The organism is Roseibium sp. AWQ4_290 (assembly GCF_056160985.1).
This window is the reverse complement of record NZ_JBSWYG010000035.1, coordinates 1-21,592: the sequence shown is the minus strand read 5'-3', so window position 1 is coordinate 21,592 and position 21,592 is coordinate 1. Positions and strand designations below refer to the sequence as shown.

15 protein-coding genes, 1 pseudogene and 1 other annotated feature are annotated in these 21,592 nt (G+C 57.4%); of the genes and pseudogenes, 7 read left to right on the top strand and 9 right to left on the bottom strand.

Annotated elements, in window-relative coordinates:
• On the bottom strand, positions 1 to 1,356 hold the full coding sequence (locus tag ACXAH0_RS24295; protein ID WP_475179916.1) for a lysine N(6)-hydroxylase/L-ornithine N(5)-oxygenase family protein: 1,356 nt from the start codon (positions 1,354 to 1,356) through the stop codon (positions 1 to 3).
• Positions 1,353 to 2,558: an MFS transporter gene (locus ACXAH0_RS24290; RefSeq protein WP_475195731.1), complete on the bottom strand. Its 1,206-nt coding sequence runs from the start codon at positions 2,556 to 2,558 to the stop codon at positions 1,353 to 1,355. The genes ACXAH0_RS24295 and ACXAH0_RS24290 overlap by 4 nt, the downstream gene beginning before the upstream one ends.
• Positions 2,559 to 2,935: 377 nt before the next feature.
• Here ACXAH0_RS24290 and ACXAH0_RS24285 point away from each other — a divergent pair.
• Positions 2,936 to 4,164: pseudogene (locus tag ACXAH0_RS24285) on the top strand (IS3 family transposase).
• Positions 3,217 to 3,333: a sequence feature (AL1L pseudoknot), on the top strand. Its footprint overlaps the pseudogene before it by 117 nt.
• 208 nt (positions 4,165 to 4,372) lie before the next feature.
• Here ACXAH0_RS24285 and ACXAH0_RS24280 read toward each other — a convergent pair.
• Genes ACXAH0_RS24280 through ACXAH0_RS24270 form a run of 3 tightly spaced genes read right to left on the bottom strand, consistent with a single transcriptional unit; the run spans position 4,373 to position 7,785 of the window.
• Positions 4,373 to 5,662, bottom strand: coding sequence for a flavin-dependent oxidoreductase (locus ACXAH0_RS24280; protein ID WP_475195728.1), 1,290 nt, complete (start codon positions 5,660 to 5,662; stop codon positions 4,373 to 4,375).
• Positions 5,663 to 5,698: 36 nt separating this feature from the next.
• Complete coding sequence (locus ACXAH0_RS24275) at positions 5,699 to 6,877, bottom strand: cytochrome P450 (RefSeq protein WP_475195726.1); 1,179 nt, start codon at positions 6,875 to 6,877, stop codon at positions 5,699 to 5,701.
• Positions 6,878 to 6,897: 20 nt separating this feature from the next.
• A complete protein-coding gene (locus tag ACXAH0_RS24270; RefSeq protein WP_475179898.1) occupies positions 6,898 to 7,785 on the bottom strand; it encodes an amidohydrolase family protein in 888 nt (295 codons plus the stop codon).
• 104 nt (positions 7,786 to 7,889) lie between these two features.
• On the opposite strand from ACXAH0_RS24270, the gene ACXAH0_RS24265 reads away from it, so the two are divergent.
• From ACXAH0_RS24265 to ACXAH0_RS24250, 4 genes are all read left to right on the top strand, one after another.
• Entirely contained in the window at positions 7,890 to 8,675 is a 786-nt protein-coding gene (locus ACXAH0_RS24265; RefSeq protein ID WP_475179895.1) for a crotonase/enoyl-CoA hydratase family protein, read from the top strand.
• 116 nt (positions 8,676 to 8,791) lie between these two features.
• Positions 8,792 to 9,829, top strand: a complete 1,038-nt coding sequence (locus ACXAH0_RS24260) for a TRAP transporter substrate-binding protein (RefSeq protein ID WP_475195724.1) — start codon at positions 8,792 to 8,794, stop codon at positions 9,827 to 9,829.
• A gap of 68 nt (positions 9,830 to 9,897) precedes the next feature.
• Positions 9,898 to 10,425 carry a TRAP transporter small permease gene (locus tag ACXAH0_RS24255; protein ID WP_475179890.1) on the top strand — a complete coding sequence of 176 codons (528 nt, stop codon included), beginning with the start codon at positions 9,898 to 9,900 and terminating at the stop codon, positions 10,423 to 10,425.
• Positions 10,422 to 11,750 (top strand): TRAP transporter large permease, encoded by a 1,329-nt coding sequence (locus tag ACXAH0_RS24250; RefSeq protein ID WP_475195722.1) that lies wholly within the window; start codon positions 10,422 to 10,424, stop codon positions 11,748 to 11,750. The genes ACXAH0_RS24255 and ACXAH0_RS24250 overlap by 4 nt, the downstream gene beginning before the upstream one ends.
• Positions 11,751 to 12,091: 341 nt before the next feature.
• Here the strand turns inward: ACXAH0_RS24250 and ACXAH0_RS24245 are convergent, their stop codons facing one another.
• From ACXAH0_RS24245 to ACXAH0_RS24235, 3 genes are read right to left on the bottom strand one after another with little or no spacing between them, the layout of a single operon-like run.
• Positions 12,092 to 13,879: a feruloyl-CoA synthase gene (locus ACXAH0_RS24245; RefSeq protein WP_475195721.1), complete on the bottom strand. Its 1,788-nt coding sequence runs from the start codon at positions 13,877 to 13,879 to the stop codon at positions 12,092 to 12,094.
• Between the two features lie 26 nt (positions 13,880 to 13,905).
• Positions 13,906 to 14,673: an SDR family NAD(P)-dependent oxidoreductase gene (locus ACXAH0_RS24240; protein WP_475195718.1), complete on the bottom strand. Its 768-nt coding sequence runs from the start codon at positions 14,671 to 14,673 to the stop codon at positions 13,906 to 13,908.
• 2 nt (positions 14,674 to 14,675) lie between these two features.
• Complete coding sequence (locus ACXAH0_RS24235) at positions 14,676 to 15,149, bottom strand: MarR family winged helix-turn-helix transcriptional regulator (protein WP_475179873.1); 474 nt, start codon at positions 15,147 to 15,149, stop codon at positions 14,676 to 14,678.
• Between the two features lie 77 nt (positions 15,150 to 15,226).
• Between ACXAH0_RS24235 and ACXAH0_RS24230 the strand changes: the two genes are divergently transcribed.
• Complete coding sequence (locus ACXAH0_RS24230; protein WP_475195715.1) at positions 15,227 to 15,691, top strand: DUF3237 domain-containing protein; 465 nt, start codon at positions 15,227 to 15,229, stop codon at positions 15,689 to 15,691.
• A 29-nt stretch (positions 15,692 to 15,720) separates the two neighbouring features.
• Here ACXAH0_RS24230 and ACXAH0_RS24225 read toward each other — a convergent pair whose 3' ends face one another.
• Positions 15,721 to 17,271, bottom strand: coding sequence for an acyl-CoA dehydrogenase family protein (locus ACXAH0_RS24225; RefSeq protein WP_475179863.1), 1,551 nt, complete (start codon positions 17,269 to 17,271; stop codon positions 15,721 to 15,723).
• Positions 17,272 to 18,674: 1,403 nt separating this feature from the next.
• Between ACXAH0_RS24225 and ACXAH0_RS24220 the strand changes: the two genes are divergently transcribed.
• Positions 18,675 to 21,518 (top strand): cadherin domain-containing protein, encoded by a 2,844-nt coding sequence (locus tag ACXAH0_RS24220; protein WP_475195713.1) that lies wholly within the window; start codon positions 18,675 to 18,677, stop codon positions 21,516 to 21,518.
• The last annotated feature ends 74 nt before the right edge of the window (positions 21,519 to 21,592 follow it).

Here is a 21,592-nt window from a genome sequence, read left to right as displayed (position 1 = left end):
TCAGCCGGCAGCGGCTGCTTGTTCCAGAGACGTCGCGACAGGTTGGTCCAATCGCGGCCAGCTGATGATGTCGGCGCTAGGCTCCACATCGAAGACCTGGCTGCCCGCGAGGGCATTGACGATGACACCGGCGCGCCAGGCCATAAGGCTCATTTGCGGGTCAACGATCCCATGGGAGGCGAGGCCCATATTGAGGCCGAATATGCGGTTCTCGGACGGGCCGTCGAAGGTCATCCGGTAGTCCTGTGACAGATGGGGAATGCCGGCAGGGTCACAGTCGATGCGATTGCATAGAGGTGCCATGAACTCCGGCAGGCTCGGCTTTGCACCTATCGCCAGAATGATGACATCGGCGCCTAGTGTTTCCGCCGTTTGGCAGGGGGTCACGTCCGTATGGATGCAATACCCCGTGGCGTCCCGGTCGAGTGCAAAAACGTTGCGACCCGGCAGAAGGGTGACGGTGTCGGGCGCATTTGCCAGATGTTTCCTGCGGTAGACTTCCTCATAGAGGGCGTCGATGGTGGCGGGCGTGAGGCCGTCGCTGGCGAGTTTTTGTCCTGCGACTTCGCTGCGTTTTCCAGCCTGGGGAAGCGTCTGGTAAGTCGAGACATAGCCCGGTGTGAAGACCTGATCGACGAAGCCTCCTTCTTCCAATGGCGAGAAACGGGGGAGGTTGCTGATCCAGGATACTTGCGCGGGGTCACGTCCCGGTGCGGTCAAGAGATCAAGCACGATCTCGGCACCTGTTTGACCTCCACCGATTACCGCGACGCGCTTGCCGCTGAAAGATGCTGCACGGTGGAGATAATCGCCGGCATTGAAACATGTTGGACCGATGTGAGGGACGGCCCAATCCGGCTTGTTTGGTTTCATGCCGGTGGCGACTGACAGGTTCCGCGCACGGCTTTTCAGGCCGTTATCAAGCTCAACCTGGAACGCCTCTCCATCAAAGCTTACTTCGCGCACTCCGCTATCCCACCGAGTGCTTGGCAGGCGGTGTGCGACCCAAGCCATGTAGTCTGAAAACTCGGTGCGGCTGACGCCAGTAAAGCGCCCGGCCATGAAATCGTAGAAGCGCTTTTGCTCAACGAGATAATTGACGAAGGAGTGGGGGCTTGTCGGCAAGACGGGGGTCACCAAGTCCTTCAGAAATGAAGTCTGCAGGATGCTGCCAGGAAACATCAGACCTGCATGCCAGACAAACTCCGGCTTCTGGTCAAAGAACGCGGCATTCATCTTCGGCATGCTGTCGAGAAGGGCAGCGACGCTGAGATTGAATGGGCCGATGCCTATGCCGATCAGGTCCTTGATCGCATCAGGAGCATTGGGTGATCCAACTGGGGCCAAGGAGGTCATTCAGAAGTTCCTTTGCGCGGACTGAGGGGCTGGACGGGCCGTACCCTGCTGATGAGGACGGCGATAAAAACCAGGAAAACCAGTAGAGCTGCGAGCTGAAGCGCAAGCGTCAGATCGACGTCGCCGAGGTAGGCAAACAGGGTGGTTCCGCAGGCCAGGCCAAGCATTTGCGCGCTGGCGAGCCACGTTGATACCTGTGGTCTGTCTGCCTTGGGTGTTTCTTGAAGCTTTGCCGTCAGATTGGCGCTCAGGGCCAGGGCCGTGCCAATGGCGAGAGCGCAGGCTGCGAAGGACAACTGAAGTTGGGTCGATGCTTCCGCCAGACCCAGCAGGCCAAGGAACAGAATGAAAATCCCGCTTGTGAGCGCGAGGTGCAATCTGTCGGAAAACAGCCGTGTCAGCACTAGTTGGGTGAAGATGCCACACAGGAGCGCAAAGGTCAGAGCGATGCCTGCGGCTGATGTGGCCTCTGTGGCATCGGCCGAAAGCCTTTCGAGTATCAGCGGCGCGAGGAGCACATAGGCGGCGCCGATCGTGACTTGAACGGTCGCAGCAATGGCCATTGCGAGTATCGGGAGACCGCTGAGACCCAACCGAGTCTTGCGATCAGCCTCAGAGGTTGTTTTCGAAAGACTTTGTGGCGCGCGCGCGATGCCTGTCAGGGCGTAAAGGTATGCGGGTATGACAACCAGGATTGGCATGGCTGCACCGGCAAGGAGCAGTGGCGTTACCAGGGCATTGCCGGCAACCCTGCCGATGCCGTTCATGGCGTTCAATGATCCGATCGCGCCGAGCAGTGATTTGCCGTTACCGTGGTTGGATCTTAGGGCCTGCGCTACCGGCAAAGCCGCAGCTGCGGAGGCGCTGTAAATCAATCGCGCGGCAATCAGCAAAAACAACCCAAAGTATACATACTCGGTTGAGCTCTGTGCCAAGACCAAGGAGCAGCATAGCAAAAGGATGCCAACGAGGCTGCCCGTTGCACTGCACATCAACGCTTTTCGGAGGCCGGTCTTGGTCGCCGCGTACCCCCATATCGGGGTCGTGCAGGCCGAGACCAGAAGGCCGCCGCCAATGATGGCGCCGAGCGATGAAAGCGAGAGGTCGTAAATCTCCTGAAGGATAGGCACCATAACCACAAGCGTCGCTTGATGGAATGAATTATACAGCAATATCAACCTAATAGACGAATTGTCAGACATTGACGCCTTGCTGGGTCATCGTTTCGATGCGCATGACAAATACATGAGTAAATTACTCAAGTAAATAGATGCACCTCATTTTAGGAATGAATTTTTACGAACACGCGTTGCTGCAAAACGCGCTTCTGCGCGATTATCGACGCTATCTAAGTGTTGATTTAAATCCGCGGTTCGCGGTCGTGAAGCATGAAAAGACAGACGAACAGCGACACAACCTATGATTTATGGTCCTGTCGCAAAGATTGTCGTGTTTGACCTTCTCCCCGATATCCGGGCCATTGCACACTGGAATTTTCCACCTTTGAATGGATGAAGGAGGAAGACTGAACCGCCCTGGGTTTACCGGAGGCTCCAACTTCTGAGAAAGTGGAGCCGATATGAGCAAAACAACAAACAAGTTTTCATCTGAAGTTCGCGAACGCGCCATCCGCATGGTGCTCGACCATGAAGCCGAACATCCGTCCCGTTGGGCCGCAGTGTCTTCTATCGCAACCAAGATCGGCTGCGCACCGGCGACGTTGCATGAGTGGGTCAAGAAGGCAGAGGTCCACAGCGGCAAACGAGCTGGCCTACCGAGCGATGTGGCCGAGAAGATGAAGGCCCTGGAGCGGGAGAACCGTGAACTTCGCCAAGCCAACGAGATCTTGCGCAAGGCGTCTGCTTATTTTGCCCAGGCGGAGCTCGACCGCCCATTTAAGCGATGATTTCCTTCATCGAAGAACACCGTCCGGTGTTTGGGGTCGAGCCGATTTGCAGGGTTCTGCCGATTGCCCCGTCGACTTATTATGAGAATATCGCCAAGCGTGAGGATGTGGATCGCCTATCGTCCCGCGCTCGCCGCGATATTGCTCTGAAGATCGAGATCTGCCGTGTCTTCGAAGAGAACTTTCAGGTCTATGGCGTGCGCAAGATCTGGCGGCAATTGCACTGGGAGGGCTTTGACGTCGCCCGCTGCACGGTGGCCCGGCTCATGAGGGCCATGGGGTTTCAAGGGATCATTCGCGGTAAGCCGGTCAAGACGACGTTCCCGGAAAAGTCTGCATCCAGCCCGCTCGACCGGGTGAACCGCCAGTTCAGGGCTCCAGCGCCGAACAGGCTCTGGGTTTCGGACTTCACCTATGTCGCCACCTGGCAGGGCTTCGTCTATGTCGCCTTCGTCATCGACGCATTTGCCCGGCGCATTGTCGGCTGGCGTGTCAGCCGGACGGCCCACGCCACCTTTGTCCTCGATGCCTTGGAACTGGCGCTTCATGATCGACAACCTGCTCACGGCGGCGGTCTCATACATAATTCCGACAGGGGTGTTCAGTACGTGTCGATCAGGTATTCGGAGCGGCTGGCCGAAGCTGGCATTGTGCCCTCCGTCGGGAGTGTTGGTGACAGCTACGACAATGCTCTCGCAGAAACGATCAACGGGCTTTACAAGGCCGAGGTTATTCATCGGCGTGGACCGTGGAGAAACTTCGAAGCAGTCGAATTCGCAACACTCGAATGGATCGACTGGTTCAACCACAGGCGCTTGCTGGAGCCGATCGGAAACATCCCTCCGGCTGAAGCAGAGGAACAATACTACGCCACGCTAGATCAAACGGCCGAAGCCGCATAACTTAAACCAAACAGCCTCCGGCACATCCGGCGCGATTCAGTTCTCCGTTTGCCCGCGTTGCAAAGGGTTTGATGCTCATGACCGGCTTGGTGCTATCGCCCTTCGGGGATGCAACGCCCCGTGACAGGCCCGGATCACCGATTAATGCAATTTGTGAACGACCTGATCAGATTGGGCTTGGAGCCCCGGGTTATTGTTGCGGTGCTGCTTATTGCGCAGTCAATGTGACATTGGCTCCCGCCGGTATCGTTTGGTCTGCATTGTTGAGTGTGTCCATCGCGAAGCCTGCAGCCGTCTTGTAGCCAGCCATGAATGCCGCACGCTCGTCCGCCGGTATCACGTCATCGATATTTTCAAAATCACCGCCACATCGCTCGTCCAGCAAATTCAACAGGCCAAACGGACCCGCGCCACGGTTCCGAAGCACCAATTCGGAAACGGGCGAGCACAGCTGCGCGTCATAAGCCGCCAAGGCGCGTTCGCACACGCCATGCCCGAGCATTTTTGCGCCTATCACCCTTGCATCGACAATCGCCTGGCTCGCCCCGTTGGATCCGGTCGGATACATGGCGTGGGCCGCATCTCCCATCAACGCCACCGAACCGTCAACCCAGCTTGGGATCGGATCTCGGTCGATCATCGGGTTCTCATAGGCGCAATCCGCCCGTTCCAGCAGCGCGGGGACATCGAGCCAGTCGTAACGGAACCCGTCGAAAAAATGCACAAAATCTTCAATCTCAACGGGCCGGAACCACCCCTCCTGCTGCCAGCCCTTTTCACTGTCGACAACGACCTCGGCAATCCAGTTGACCAACGAATAGCCGTCAGGATCCGGCTTCGAAATCGGATAGATGACCATGCGCTGGCGGTGCGTGCCCAAGCCGACGAAGGAGGCCCCCGTCCTGAGCGGTCTGGCCCGAACCGTTCCTCGCCACATGATCGCCCCGCTCCAGTGAATTGGCGCTTGGCCGGGATACATCTGGGCGCGTATTGCCGAATGAATCCCATCCGCGCCAATCAGAAGGCGGCCGCGAAGCTCTTCAACCGTGCCATCCGCAAATGTCAGATGTGCACCAACGCCCGCTTCGCTCTGGACGTATCCGCTCACCCTGGCACCAAGCCGGACGGCGTCCTCCCCGGCCCTTTCGACAAGGGTGCGGTAAAGCAGCATGTGAAATTCACCCCGATGCACGGCATATTGCGGCCACCTGTAGCCTGCTTTGATCCCGCGCGGCTCCGCATAAACTTCCCTGCCGTTCAGGCCGACGAGCGCCCACTCCTCGGCCGGGATGCCAACTTCATCCAAGACACTGGCATCGAAACCAAGATCGAACAGCTCGCGGACCGCGTTGGGTTGCAGGTTGATCCCGACGCCAAGGGGACGCATCTCGTGCGCTGTTTCAAATACCGTGAAGGGAACGCCAATCTGATGAAGGGTCAGCCCCAGGGTCAGCCCGGCAATACCGCCACCCGCGATGAGAACTCTGTTTCCGTGCATAGTCACCTCCTGTTGATTTCCTCAAGTCCAAAGAGGCTACTGAAGAAGCACCGGTATCTGCACCGGTCCGCGAAACCCGAAACCGCGCCAGATCACCGCGTCTCGATCAGGAAGTTGCATATCCGGAAACCGATCGAACAACTGGGGCAACATGATCTGCCCGATCGCTCGGCGCGCGACATGGGTGCCCTGACAGAAATGCGGGCCATTGCCGAAGGACTGATGGCGGCAGTCCTTTCTGTACACGTCAAAGACCTCGCCATTCTCGATCACGTCTTCGTCGCGATTGGCGCTCGCCTGGATCGTCATCACCGTATCGCCCTTGGGAACAAGACAACCGCGAATTTCGGTATCCTCGGTCACAAGTCGCGAAGAAGCCGATATCGGGGCAACCCACCTCACGCCTTCCTCGAACGCACGCATCCAGTCACCGGTCCTTTTGACCTCGGCCAGTTGGTCGGGGTTGGTTAGGAGACCATAGAGCGTGGTGTTCAAGGCATCTCGCGGTTCATTGATCCCACCTCCGATCGCGATCTTGATATTCGCATATATCTGCTTTTCGGGGATGGGATCCTGCGCGTTGAGCATGACGGAAAACGCAGACGAGTTGGGCGCAGCCCGGTGCCGGTCCTGTAGCCTGTCGAGAAGCGCATGTATCCCCTGATTGGCCCGGTCCGCACGCTCGAATGGAGCGTCCAGCCAACCGAAATTACCGGCCCCTTCGATCAGAGCCTGCGACCACTCCATCATGTCCTCGTCGCTGGCTTCTTCAATACCCAGCAGGATAGCAAGCCCCCGGGCGGCGTAAGCACCCGAGAGGATCGCAAAAAGATCGACCACCTCGCCACGCGGCAAGCGTGCCACGTATTCCTCCGCGAGTTTCTGGTACCGTGGCATCCACTCGCTCGTGATCACCTTCGGGGCAAAGGCAGGCGCCATGGCCGAACGTTCGTGCAGATGGGCCTCACCATCCTTGCGCATCAGTGTATGCGCCCAGAACGCACGCTTCATCGGCGTGTTTGGATCATCCGAACTGAAGAGTTCCGGGTTGTCCTTGACGTATTTGGTGTCGGCCGCCTTGGTCAGGAAAGTACGGCCCGCCGCCTTGACCCGGCAGACTGGTGCTTCCCGCCGGAGCCGGCGATAAATCGGAAACGGATCGAGATCGAGCTGTCCGAGCGTAATCGTTTCATTCAGCGGCGCGTACTCTGCCATGTCATCCTCCCGGCAAGAGATTAGGCGGTCTCGCCCAGCAGCCGCAATGCGTTTTGCTTCAGAATGAGTGGACGCACCTCGTCCTTGAATGGAGCCTTCTCAAAATCGGCCAGCCACCGATCCGGCGTGATTGCAGGCCAATCGGAGCCGAACAGCATCTTTTTCTTCAGGATCGAGTTTGCGTATTTGATGAAGATCTCGGGGAAATACCTCGGCGACCAACCCGACATGTCGAAATAGACGTTGGGTTTGTGCTGTGCGACGGCAAGGCCCTCTTCGGTCCAGGGAAAGCTCGGATGGGCCAGCACGATCGGCATGTCGGGAAAATCCACCGCCACATCGTCCAGATGCATCGGGTTTGAGTATTTCAGCCGCATCCCCATCCCGCCGCGCATGCCTGAGCCGACACCGGTCTGGCCCGTATGGAAGAGCGTAATGACACCTTCTTCGGCACAGGCCTCAAGAACCGCATAGCAGGCTTCCCGGTCATTCGGGAAAAAGCCCTGCATCGTGGGATGAAACTTGAAACCGCGCACACCAAATTCGCGCACAAGACGGCGCACCTCGCGCGCTCCGGCTTTGCCCTTGTGGGGATCGATGGACGCAAAGGGGATCAGAATATCATCGTTTTCAGCGCAAAGCTGGGCAACCTCTTCATTGGAATACCGGCGGAACCCGGTTTCACGTTCGGCATCCACGGGAAAAATAATGGCCGCGATATTGCGTTCGCGATAATAGGCCGCAGTATCCTGAACCGTCGGCAACATACCCTCAGCGCCCGCCGGATTCTTGAAATACGCCGCCATGCCTGCCTGGAACTCGTTGTACCCATCGTCACGCCCATGATTGCAGGGCTCTTCCGCATGTGTATGAAAATCAATGGCCTTTACAGTTTTGAAGTCAACCATGCCACGGCTCCAGTCACGATTTTTCGGGGTCTTGCTGAAAACGCTATACATTAAAACTGTTTACCGATACAACAATAAACAACTGAAATCTAATGGAACTGAAAATGCAGGACGGGACAGCCCAGACCGGCAAGGTCACGCGGATAGAGATCGAAGGCGACATTGCGATACTTGTGTTCAATCGCCCCGAAAAAAGAAACGCGATGAATGACGCTTTGGTGGACGAGCTGGACCGGTTCTTTTCTGATCCGCCCGCAGGGGTGAACGCGGTTATCCTGCGCGGCGAAGGTGGGCATTTCTGTGCGGGACTTGATCTGGCCGAGCACGAACATCGCGAACCGGTCGAAGGCGTCTTCCATTCGCGCAACTGGCATCGTGTCTCCGAATTGATTGAATTTGGCGGACTGCCCGTCATTTCTGTCCTGACCGGAGCGGTGATCGGCGGAGGACTGGAAATAGCGGCCTCGACACATGTCCGCATCGCGGAGGCAGGTGTCCGGTTCCAATTGCCGGAGGGGCAGCGTGGCATCTTCGTCGGCGGCGGCGCAACCGTGCGGGTCGGCCGTCTGATCGGAGCCGACAGGATGCGGGAAATGATGCTGACGGGCCGAAACTATGATGCCGAGGAGGGAACGCGCCTGGGTCTTTCCCACTATGCCGTGGGACAAGGGGAGGGTCTCAACCTTGCACGCTCGCTGGCGCGCAAGATCGCTGACAATGCGCCCTTTTCGAACTACCTGATGATCAACGCCCTTTCCCGGATCGGAGACATGTCGAGATCGGATGGGCTGTTCACCGAAAGCCTGGCCGCTGCAATGAGCCAGACGTCTGACGGTGCGAAGGAAGGACTTCGTGCCTTCCTTGAGAAAAGGGCCCCCAAGTTCAGGTAGAGGACATCTGATACAGCCTAGGGCGGGGCACTTGAAAACGTGAGCAGACACCGGTTGATTAGGGTCAGGGACAAAACAGAAATTTACAAATGCATGGAGAACTAGGGAGGACATCCATGAAAAAACGCGACTTCATCAAAACGGCGATTGCAGGCGTGATTGCCTCAGCAGCCTTGGGCAGCGCGGCCTATGCGCAAGACGTTACGCTGCGCCTACACCAATTCCTGCCGCCCCCTGCACCGATACCGGCGCAGATCCTGAAACCCTGGGCGGCGGGCATTGAGCAAACCTCCGGCGGCCGCATCAAGATCGAGCATTTTGACGCAATGTCCCTTGGCGGACGTCCGCCTGAACTGATGGATCAGGCGCGCGACGGTGTCGTCGACATTGCCATGACTGTCGTCGGATACACCCCGGGCCGCTTCCCGCGCACCGAGGTCTTTGAATTGCCATTCATGATGACCAATCCAGTGGCAACGGCAGCGGCTTTCTGGGAAATGGTGGAAACGGACTTCCAAAGCAACGAATACAAGGACGTCAAGGTGCTGGGTGCCTGGGTGCACGGTCCGGGGCTGATCCATACCCAGGATGGTGTGACCAGTCTTGAAGACATGCAGGGACTGACCCTTCGTGGACCGACGCGCATCATCAACGACCTGCTGGGCGAATTGGGTGCGGAGCCGGTCGGAATGCCTCTGCCCGCGATCCCTGAGGCGATTTCCAAGGGTGTTGTGAAGGGCACCGTGATCCCCTGGGAAGTAACCACAGCCATCCGGCTTTCGGAACTCGTGGACAATCACACCGAGTTCGCTGGGGAGGAAGCGCTTTACACCGCCGCGATCGTCCTGGTCATGAACAAGGCCAAGTATGACGCACTGCCGGACGACCTGAAGGCAATTCTCGACAAGGCGTCCGGGGCGGCGCTCTCGACATTTGCGACGCAGGTGATGTGGGACATGGACACGCCGGCCAGATCGATAGCCGAAGAAGCTGGAAACACGATCGTCACCCTGGACGATGCGGAAGTCGCCCGCTGGAAAAAAGCTGCTGAACCCGTGATCGAACGCTGGATCTCGGACATGAACGACAAGGGCATTGATGGCGCTGCGCTGATTGAACAGGCCAAGGCTCTGATCGAAAAGCACAGCGATTGACCTAACGTTAACCCAAATGGAAAGGCGGCCAAGGCCGCCTCTCACCTCCTCAGAGGAACGGGGAACGCATGTATCGCATTCTCAACCGCATTGCTGAAATGATTGCCAATGTCCTGGCGCTGGCCGGAGGCGCGGCCCTGCTTGCCATCATTGCCCTGACATGCGTGTCCATTGCCGGGCGGGCCATGGGTCCATTCAATATCGGACTGGGCCCGATTCGGGGCATCTATGACATCACCGAGTTTGGCATGGCCGCTGCAATTTTTGCGTTTCTGCCCTGGACACAGTTGCGCGAAGCCCATGCGCGCGTCGATCTGTTTGCACCGGTTCTGCCCAGAATGATGGACAAGCTTCTGGACCTGATTTTCAACATCGCGATGTTCTTGGTGGCCGTCGTCGGCACCTGGAGGCTTTACCTCGGTATGATGGACAAGCTTTCCTACGGCGAAACAACCCTGATTGCGCAAATTCCGGTTTGGCAAGGATATGCCGCATGCCTCGTCGGCGGACTGGGGTTCATCCTCGTTGCGTTTTTTTGCATTATCAGATCGCTGCGCCGACTCTCGGGATGGCCCTATGAAGGAGAGCCTGCGTGACCAATATCGAACTCGCGCTCTGGTCCTTTCCGGTCCTGCTGTTACTGGTCTTCCTTCGTGCCCCCATCGCGCTGGCAATGATCGGTGTGGGGGTCGGCGGCACCTGGTTGGTCATCGGCACACCAATGATGACCTTGAATCAGCTCAAGACGCTGACTTACGGAACCTTCTCCAACTACTCATTCTCGATCATCCCCCTTTTCCTGCTGATGGGCCAGTTCGCGACCTTGTCTGGCATGTCGTCCTCGCTGTTCAAGGCAGCCGAAAGTTTCCTCGGACATCGAAGGGGCGGGGTTGCGATGTCGGCCGTAGGAGCCTGTGCGGGGTTTGGTGCGATTTGCGGTTCGTCGCTTGCGACAGCAGCCACCATGGGCCAGGTGGCCCTGCCCGAACTTCGGCGCTACGGGTATCCCGGTTCACTGGCAACCGGCGCCCTTGCCGCGGGCGGCACGTTGGGCATCTTGATACCGCCGAGCGTTATTCTGGTGATCTACGCCATCCTTGCGGAACAGAATATCGAAAAGCTCTTCGTTGCGGCATTGCTCCCCGGCATCCTCGCAGCCGTCGGATATATGGTTGCCATCTCGATCTGGGTGCGGGTCTCGCCGAACAGCTCCGCGGTCAAGGAACGGATCCCTTGGGGGGAGCGGCTGAGGGCACTCGTTGCAGTCTGGCCGGTCGTCACGATTTTCCTTGTCGTGGTTGGCGGCATCTATGCCGGCATCTTCACCCCTACAGAGGCCGCCGCTGTCGGTGCGGCAGGGACAGGCATTGCAGCTCTAGCATCCGGTGAAATGAACGCAGACCGGCTGAAACAGGCAATCCTTTCAACTGCCGCCGCCTCGGGCATGATCTTCCTGATTATCCTTGGCGCGGGGATCTACAACAATTTCCTGTCACTGACTCAGCTTCCCCAAATGGCATCCGTCTGGGTCGGTGAGCAAGGATTCTCGCCATGGCTCATCCTGACCATCGTGCTGATCATGTATCTGATCTTCGGCTGTGTGATGGACAGTCTGTCAATGGTCCTGCTGACTGTTCCGATCATCTTTCCCATCATGTCCGTCCTCGACTTCGGGATGAGCGTCAATGACTTCGGCCTTTGGTTCGGTATTCTGGTGCTGATCGTTGTTGAAGTGGGGCTTATTACGCCGCCAGTGGGAATGAACCTGTTCATAATCAATTCGATGGCCAAGGACACTCCGATCGGCCAGACCTACAAGGGCGCGCTGCCCTTCGTGATTACGGATATGGTTCGGGTCGTGATCCTCGTCGTTTTTCCGGCGATCACGCTCTGGCTTGTTTGGCTGATCGACGCAATTTGAAAACGCGGGAATAAAGGAAAGCAGGGCCGCAAATAGTACCTTGCGGCACCTTGCTTATCCGCATCAGAGCCTCGTGCGATAAGCCTGCACCATTTGATGCTGGAAAGCAGATCTTTCGGCAAGGCGCTTTGCGCAGCGCGATGCGGTGTATCGGGCAAGCGACGCAACGCTGCAGATGGGATGCTTTCCATCATCCGAGGGGCTGGTCTGCTTTGTCCGCTGACATCGTTGGATCGCACTTGAGGTGGGAAACACCAAGGCGCGCGATCCGCCGCCTCAGCAGACAAAGCAGATCCGGTCAAATCGTGCAGACTTAGCGCAGGATGCTCTAACCGGAAGTTTCAGACCCTCAGCACAGACCCCTGGTCTGAGTACATTGCTGTGACAAGGTCTTCGTGGTTGGCGCGCAAGGCCCGCTGATTAAGAGAGCCTTTTTCCGTTATCTCGCCCTTGTCGAAACTCGGCACACTTTCGAGCACCATCGCCCGGCGTATTCGCGTGGCGGACCCCGTAGCTGTTTCTGCAGCAGCCTTCAGCTTTTCGGACAATTCGGCGGCACGGCGGTTTGCCTCCATCTGCTCAGCCCGTTCCGACAGGATCAGCAGCGCACCGAGTTCCGCTTCGTTTTCGCCCACAATGACCGCATCCCGGATCAGACCGTCCATCGCATCAACGAGTGCGCCGCGCACCGAGCCGACCGCGACCCACGTGCCCGTGTTGAGCTTGAAGTTTTCCGCAACGCGCCCGTCAAAGAAGAACCCCTTGGAGAAGTCGGCCGGATCAGCGGGACGCAGGGCATCCCCCATCATGTAATAGCCTTCGTCGTCAAAGACCTCGGCCGTCTTGCCAGGATCGCCATAGTAGCCTGGCGTGATGCTGGGACCCTTGAGACGAAGTTCGAGCTTGCCGCCGTTCGGCACCAGTTTCATCGACAATCCCTTGGCCGGTACGCCGACATTTCCGGACTTCTCCTGGGGTTCGGTGCAGGACAGGGCAAAGGGCGCGGTCTCGGTCGCCCCGAGGCTGGTCGAGAGAAGAACGTCGCGACCCGTGGTCTTCCGGGCAATCGCCCTCAGGCGATCCCAGGTCAGTTGAGCCATTCCTGCCCCGGCGTAGAACATCATCGAGAGCTTTGCGAAAAATGTTCTCGCCAGCGCTTCATCACGCTCCAGTTCCTCCACCAGTTTGTCCCAACCCACGGGGACATTGAAATACCAGGTGCAGGAAATCTCGCGCAAGTTTCGGATCGTCTCTTCGATCTTTCCAGGCACGGGCTTGCCGTCGTCGATGTAATAGGTTCCTCCATTGGTCATCACGAGGTAGGAAACCTTGTTGCCCGCAGCAGTGTGGTTCCAGGGTGCCCAGTCCAGGACCACCGGTGGCGTGTGCTCCAGGAACCTGTAGCAGTCCCGCACCATCGCCTGCATCGTACAGATCATTCGGTTCGTGTTGATGACCGCCTTGGGAGACCCGGTGGAGCCGGACGTAAACAGGTATTTGACAACGGTGTCCGGCCCAATCGCCTGCCGTGCCCTGACCGCCCCCTCGGGATCCGTTGACAGAAGGTCTTCGAAACGCACGGCATCTGCGGGAACATTCTCCAGCGCAATGACCCTGCGCCCTTCATCCGAAATAGCCGAGAGTGCCGGGGCGAATGCGCCAGCATCATCGACGAACAGGGCGCCCGGTTTGAGATTGGCCGCAATGTCCTTGAGCTTGCCATGGTCTTTGGAGACCAGAGAATAAGCAGGCGACACCGGCGCATACGGGATGCCGACGTAGAAACATGCCGCGCCCAAGAGCGCATGTTCGAGCGAATTTCCCGAGAGGATAAGCAAGGGGCTATCCGGCCCAAGGCCCATGCCCAGAAGGGCCGCGCCGATGCTGCGGGCCCGGTCACGCGCATTACCATATGAAATTCGCACCCACGCCCCGTCCGGACCCCGCCGCGCGATCCATGTGTGGTCCGGCGTTGCATCGGCCCATTTGTCGAGATAGCCCGCCAATGTCGGCAAATGGTCGGGCAGACTACCCTTTTGGCGCATGATCAGCGTGCCGTCTGCGCGCTCGTCGTAAACGAATGCCGGATCCCAGAAATCCGCAGTCTTCGGGGTCGCTTGCGAATTCATCGTGTTCCTCCTCCCAGGTGTCTTAGTTAGCGTGGGGCCATGCGGATTGCCCCGTCGAGACGGATGACCTCGCCGTTCAGCATCGGGTTCTGCGTGATATGGGCAAGCATCGCTGCATATTCCGCCGGGTCTCCCAACCGTGACGGGAATGGCACCTGCGCGCCAAGCGACGCCTGCACGTCCTCCGGCAATTCTTCAAGCAGGGGCGTCAGGAAAAGTCCGGGAGCGATCGTGCAGACGCGTATGCCCTTGTCGGCCAAATCACGCGCCATGGGCAAGGTCATTCCGACAATCCCCCCCTTGGATGCCGAATAGGCAACCTGGCCCACCTGGCCATCGTAAGCCGCGACGGAAGCGGTATTGACGATGACGCCTCTGGCACCGTCATCATCAACCGGCTGTGCCGCGACCATACGTGCTGCCGCCTGCGAGGCGCAGTTGAAACTGCCCATCAGATTTACGCGCAGCGTTCTTTCAAACAGACTGAAATCGTGTGGTTCGCCGCGTGACACGGTTTTAGCCGCCCCTCCAATCCCGGCGCAGTTCACAAGAACACGCGGCACGCCAAAAGCCCCCGTGACCTTGTCCAAACCTCGAGCCACAGATGACGGGTCGGATACATCGACACGCATGAAGAGGCCGCCAATGCTTTTTGCATGGGCCTGACCCTTGTCTTCATTCAGGTCAAAAAGACCGACCTTCATGCCGCTCTCGGACAGTTTGCGAGCGGTGGCAGCACCAAGTCCTGACGCCCCCCCGGTCACGACAGCGCAGCATCCGTTCCAGTCCTGCATGGTCAGACCTCGATGTTTCTGATTTTTTTCAGCAAAGAAGTTAGGGTCTCGATCTCGTCAGGCGAGAGATCAGCGAACAATCGCTCCTCATGGGTGCGGACCACTTCCCGGGCATGCAGATATGCCGTCCGGCCATCCTTCGTAGGCGCCAGGGCCTGAACACGCCGGTCTCCGGGCACGGCCTGCCGCTGAACAAATCCACGACTTTCCAGTTCGTCGATGATTGCAACAAGCCCGGAACGCTCAATGCCCAGTTTCCGGGCCAATTCACTTTGCGTGATATTGGGAAACTGCACGATCAGAGAGATCGCGGAAAATACGCGTGGAGCAAATCCGTCCTCACCGAGCGCGCGGCGGAAATCCTCGCTGACGATGACATATGCGCGCTTGAGGTTGTAGCCGACAAAATCGTCGAGGTCTCCATGCGAGGCCTCTGAACCTGTCTGACTGCGGGATGCTTTGGACGACTGCGCCATTCTTTGCCTCATGTATTGTAATCTCCAATCTGATACGTCATATTGTTAACCAAGTAAACAGTTAATCAGGACACGCAATGACGCTCCCCACCCCATCGCTTGAACATATTTGCCGTTTGACGGTTGATCTTGCCGACATCCGATCGATGGGTACCGGGCGTGCCGGCACAAGGCGCATCATTCCGATCATCGGAGGCACGGTAGCAGGCCCCCACTTGTGCGGCCGGATCCTGAATATCGGAGCCGACTGGCAAACCATTTTCGAAGATGGCATGGCCGAACTCGACACCCGATATGCCATGGAAACCGATGATGGAGCGACGATCGAGATCATCAATTATGGCTACCGGCACGGTCCACGGGAGGTGATTGAGGCACTCGGACGTGGCGAACAGGTCGATGCGGCGAGCTACTACATGCGCACGCAGGCAAGACTGGAAACAGGCGACCCGAGATATGACTGGGTAAACAGGACACTTTTCATCGGAACAGGCGCCCGCATGGCCAACAGCGTTCAGGTCGAGCTTTACGCGGTGCGCTAGAGCATCGTGCGATAAGTCTGCAAGATGCTCTAGGCTGCCCAGATCCGCTGTGGCGAAAGCACCTTGTCGGCGAGCCCGGAAAGGTCATCCGACGCTGCCAGTCGCGCGATGCGGTCCCAGGCCGCCCGATAGAACAGGTCGCCGGTGAGCTGCATGAAGTCATGCGCCAATTCAGCTGGCACCGCACTGGCTTCGACCGCCGCTCTTGCTTGCCTCCAGACATCACGCTGGGCCAGCACTTTCGCGTTTCCCGACAGTCTACCAATGAGCGCATCAAAGGCGTCCGCGCCCTCTCCCCCTCGCAGCGTCAGCCCGCGGGTGGCGGTGGCCAGGGCATGAATGCCGTTCGCTCCTTCGTAAATCGAGGTGATCCGTGCATCCCGCCAGGTCTGGCCCACACGGTACTCCGAAAGGTACCCATATCCCCCAAGCACCTGAATCCCCAGGTCTGCGGAACGGATGCCAGCTTCCGTGCAGAAAACCTTGCAGACTGGCGTCAGGAAATCGACCAGCGCCGATGCATCGCCGCGGTGCATCTCCACCAGCGTCACATGGGCCATGGCGCGGGCCCCAAGGGCCAGAGAGCGTTGCTCATTCAACATCCGGCGTACATCTGTGTGATCGCTCAAAACCGCTTCGCGGCCATCCGGCAGCTTGCCCTGCTTGCGGTCCCTCGCGTAGGCGGACGCGATCGCATGGGCCCGCGATGCATGTGCCACGCCTTGCAAGGCAACATCCAGCCGGGCGTGGTTCATGAGAGTGAACATCGCCTTCAAGCCCTCGCCTTCGACACCCACCAGTTCTGCAGGCGCAGCGTCAAATGCCATATGGCAGGTCGGAGAGGCATGAATTCCGAGCTTCGCCTCAATCCGCGTCACGTTTATTGCCGGGCCCGCAGCGGAACGCGAGGTCAGAAACAAAGACAGACCTTTCACCCCGTCCTCAACTGCCCCGGTTCGCGCCAGTACCAAGTGCAGGATGTCCTGCGAAAGGTCCTGATCGCCGCCGGATATGAATATTTTTTCCCCTGATATGGACCACCCGTCACCTTTCGGCACAGCGCGCGTTCTAATGCGTGACAGATCGGACCCGGCCCCCGGCTCGGTCAAGCACATGGTGGACAGGGCGTCCCCCCGTGCAAGCCGCGGTATCCAGGTCGCTTGCTGCGTTTGGGTCCCGAAAAGCAGAAGCGTGGAAATAGCCCCTGGCACGAGGTTGCACACCATCTGTAGCGCATGATTGGCACCGGCAAAGACCTCGGACACCATGGCTGCGACCAACGGCCCCTGTCCCATGCCGCCGTGCTCTTCCGGTGCGGTCAAACCCTGCCAACCCATCTCGGCAAGCTGGGTATAGACCCCTGGAAAACCGTCGGGCATCCGGACACGGCCATTCTCGAACCGGCAGCCCTGGCGATCGCCTTGTTCGTCCACAGCCGCGATTTCGGCTTCGGCAAAAGCTGCGAACGCGGTCAGAATATCTTGAGACAGATCCTCATCCCAGTCTGCAAGTTTGCCTGCGCCCGCGACGTCGCGAAGCGAAAAAAGGATGTCTCTGATAGGGGCTGAAAACGGTGCCATGTCTGCCGCGCCAAAATTGTTAACTTTATATACAGTTATGCTAGTTTACATAATGGAGTTACGCAAGATGCGGCACGGCGCACATTGCTGATTATCTGCTGCCCCTCCGGCTCATCGGCATCGCTTGGCAGTGTCTTTTCGGACAGCAGTCTCCGCATCAGGCGGGTATGTCCTCCCTGCGCCTATTCGCTTTCCCCCCAGAAAATGCTCGAAATCAGCCCCAAACAGACATGGTTACTTCCGGCCCGGAGTGGTTTGATCGATCTTATTGACCCCTTGGTAATGTTCGACGGCCTGGCGTAATTTTGTCGCCGTATTCAGGGCAATTCTGAGCGGCCATCGAGGTGCAGTTTCTCAGCTTCAACCGCACCCATACGAAGCCCCCGAGAACCAAGACCATGATGGAGCAGAGGCGCATCTCGCACCAAACGTCGAACTGGACCACGCGAGTGGTAGGATCAAGGCCTGTCAGCCTCTTCCCTTGTTTTATGTCCCGTCCGGCCTCGATCAACGCCTGCTTCAGATTGCCGTAACGGTAGTTTGGCGCGCTCCGTCGACCCTATCTTTACGTCGTCTATATTTTGGTTGACACCCTCGTTTTCATCATATAGACATCGTCTATATTGAATAGATTGAGCGTCCGGAAGGTTCCCATGGACTATCAGTGCTTTGCCGAAACCATCGCCCTTGTAAGCCGACACGTACACAATGCCGATGTCGAAGCTCAAGAAGAACTTGAGTGTATTTTGGGGTGCGAAGATCTTCGCCGTTCCTGAATATTCAAGATCATCTGATCATAAGGCCGCCCCTTACTTGATCGGCACCATTCTGGACGGGAAATTTTCATTTCGGTCGACCACCGGTAAAGAGCTGCGAGCGTTCTCCTGCCCGACACATTCGATGCCGTCCGCGTTGTTGGCTATGGCCGCAGACGGCGAAGCCTGCGAAAGGATGGCATAAAGAAATTGCCTCTAGTTGATGCCGAGTTTTGGCTGGCCTCTCTGTTCTTGCGGAAGAATTTACCGATAACCCGGCCGTGAAAGATCGCGGCGAAACAAGGTTGGCTCGTGACGGGCTTTTCTTATGACACTTGTTTTCACGTCGGCGCCTCTTGAGCCCAGGGCATTCAAAGGTCGTCTTGCTCGCTTTCCGAAGCACATCCCGCATTGGCTCGCCCCCCAGTATTTATATTGCTAAATAAAAATCAATAAGAATTTTTCTGTAAAAGTATTTATAAAATAAAATTTTATATTAATATAGAACTATTTTATTTTTTTATTTCATCTCAAATAATTTTTAGTTGATTCGTATTTTGTATCGAGTCCAAATTGATCGGAATAGCCAATTGTTACTATTTGACTATTACGTCATACGACTACGATAATTCGAAATTGAGTGACTCCATGAACACGAATTCCAACACAAATACGGTTCAAATTGTTCAGCCCGAGACTGATGGTGTTGTCGTAACTGCGGGAAATGGAACCGCTTATCGCGACTTCAGCAGTGAAGGCAGCTTCATCCAGACGGAGAAAATTGTCCTGGTCCGGGCTGGATATTCCCCGCAAGAGCTGACGCATATCGCCAACCCGGATCCGATGACGGACCTCTCGCTGAAACTGGTGTTGGACGACTTCATTGTTAGCTACGATCCAAGCAACGGCGCTGTTTCCTATGACTTCCGTGCTCTCGATGATGCAATGGCACGCTTGTCCCAGGCTGACGGGTTCGCGGCCCTGGAAATTCTCGTCGACAGCGCATCAATCAATGGCGATTCAGTTGACGGTGCAGAAGCCTTTGCGCAGGTGAAGGCGGCCCTTGCGAGTCACATTCTGCCCGGCACCGACATGCCCTTGTCAGAGCTTCCCAATGTCGTCATTCTCCCGGACAATGATGAACCCGAAGGCCTGAACATCTCGGCGGTCAACACATGGTCCGCTTTGGGACAGGAGCTGGCACTACAATCCGGGGACACCGCCTATCTTGTCTATGACCGCAATGACCCGGTCGAGATGGATGGCTCGGAGATCATACCGACCTATCATGTTCTCCAGAACAACCAGCTCGAAAAAGGTGCAGACAGCTCTCTCGGCGGCAGTGCGCTTGAAACGGCCCTCAAATTCGGATCGATCTATCAAGGTGTCGCTGAATTTGCCGGAACGGACCAGGACGACCGGTTTTTCAGCCGCAACGACGACGTGGCGTTCTCTGGCGGCGCCGGAGATGATCTTTTCCGCACCTCGGGCGGCCGCACGACCATGGATGGCGGTGCCGGTGACGATACCTTCCAGATCTGGTCCGGCAAGGGGACCTTTGTCGATGGAGGCGATGGGGACGGCGATACCGCCTATGGTCTCGACACGGAGACCGGTCTGGTGATCGGCAGCATCAACCAGTGGAGCATGCTGGGGAACGAATTGGGCATCGAGCGCGGGTCCAATGCCTATAACATCCGCCTCACAGGCGCGACAGCCGACTTCAACGGCACCACCGTCTCCGCCAACTACTTCAGCTTGAATGAGAATATAGCTGCCAGGGGATCGACAGACCTACTCTCGGCCACGGCATTGGAAACAAGCCTTGCGCTGTCCAATGTGGTCATCAATGTCGAAACAATCGTTGGCTCCAACCATGACGATAGGTTCTTCGGCGGCAGCGCCGACGACCATTTTGTCGGAAAGGATGGAGATGACTGGTTCAACACAGGTGCCGGGGACGACCGCATCGACGCAGGCGAGGGCAGTGACACCATCGTCATAGGCGCCGGCAATGATGTTGTCGACGGTGGAGACGGAGACGATACTCTCCGGCTGAACAATAACCTGTCCACCTACACATTCACCCGCCTGGAGGATGGCCGGGTGTCCGTGCTCCATGAGGCGGGTGAAACGCTGCTGACCTCGGTCGAACAGGTGCGCACCACCGACGGCGACAGGGTTTCAATCGAAACCCTGCTTGACGGCGGCGGCCAGGGGCAGACAAACCGGGCACCTGAGTTTGCCGCAGCGACCATTGCGCCACTGGCAGAAAATGCGGAAGCTGGCACCGTCGTCGGGCAGGTTACAGCCTCGGATCCGGATGGGGACACGCTCACCTATGCAATCACCGCCGGCAATGATCAGGGAATTTTTGCGATCAACAGCCAAAGCGGCGAAATCACGGTGGCTGACGCCGGCAAGCTCGACTTTGAAACCAGCTCCCTTCACAGCCTTGAGATCACCGTAACCGATGGCGAACTGGCAAACACGGCCACATTCGATATTCCGGTCGAAGACGTCGACGACACTTGGGACCCAACAGTACAGGTTCTTCTTGAGCAGACAAACCGAGCGTTCGGTCTCAAAGCCTCGGTCATCACCGTTAACTTGTCGGAACTGGCTGACTGGAACAATCAGGACCCCTTCCTGGACATCATGAAATTCTCCCGGCCCGGCGTCATCAACAACGGCACGGAATGGGGTAAATACAGCCATCAGGAACTCGTTGATGGCGGATATCTGGACGAAAACGGCTGGCCGATTGAAATTCCCGAAGATGCGACCCACTGGAGCGCTTTCTTTTCTGCAGAAGCCTCGCGCGCCGGCACCTTTGTCCTGACCTACGAGGGCGACGGCGAAATTGATTTCCAGAACGTCACGGTCATCAGCGAAGACGAGGACTTGAATCAGATTGTCTTCGAGTATAGCGGCAGCGGCAACTTCCAGGTGCAAATCAGGGAAACCGACCCCCAGGGAACCGGAGATTATATACGCAACGTCTCCATTGTCAGACAGGAATATGTCGCGCTTCATGAAGCCGGTCAGATCTTCAACCCGGATTTCCTGGCAGTTATCGAGAACTTTCAGGAAATCCGCTTCATGCACTGGGACAACATCATTGATACCGAAGTCACAAGCGTTGAGGACATGACGCCCTTCGGTTTCCAGACCTGGGGTGGATATGGCTTCAAGAGGGATGGTGTGCCTAAGGAAGTCATGGCGGAACTGGCCAACCAAACCGGTGTGGATCTCTGGATCAACATCCCGCCCGGGGTCGATGATGCTTACATTCGAGAGCTGGCCCAGTTCTACAAGGACAATCTGGATCCAAACCTTCAGATCACCGTCGAATATGGCAACGAACTGTGGAACAACAGCTACGATGAAACCCATGAAATTCGAGAATGGGCACAGGCAGACTGGGGTGTCGGGCCGGAAGCCTATGAAGCCTTTGACCTGCGCCCCGTTTCCTCCTCCAGTTTGAGGTAGAGTCCGTCTTGAACGAGGAGACGGACAATGAAGCGAACACGGTTCAGCGAAGAGCAGATCATCAGGATCCTGAA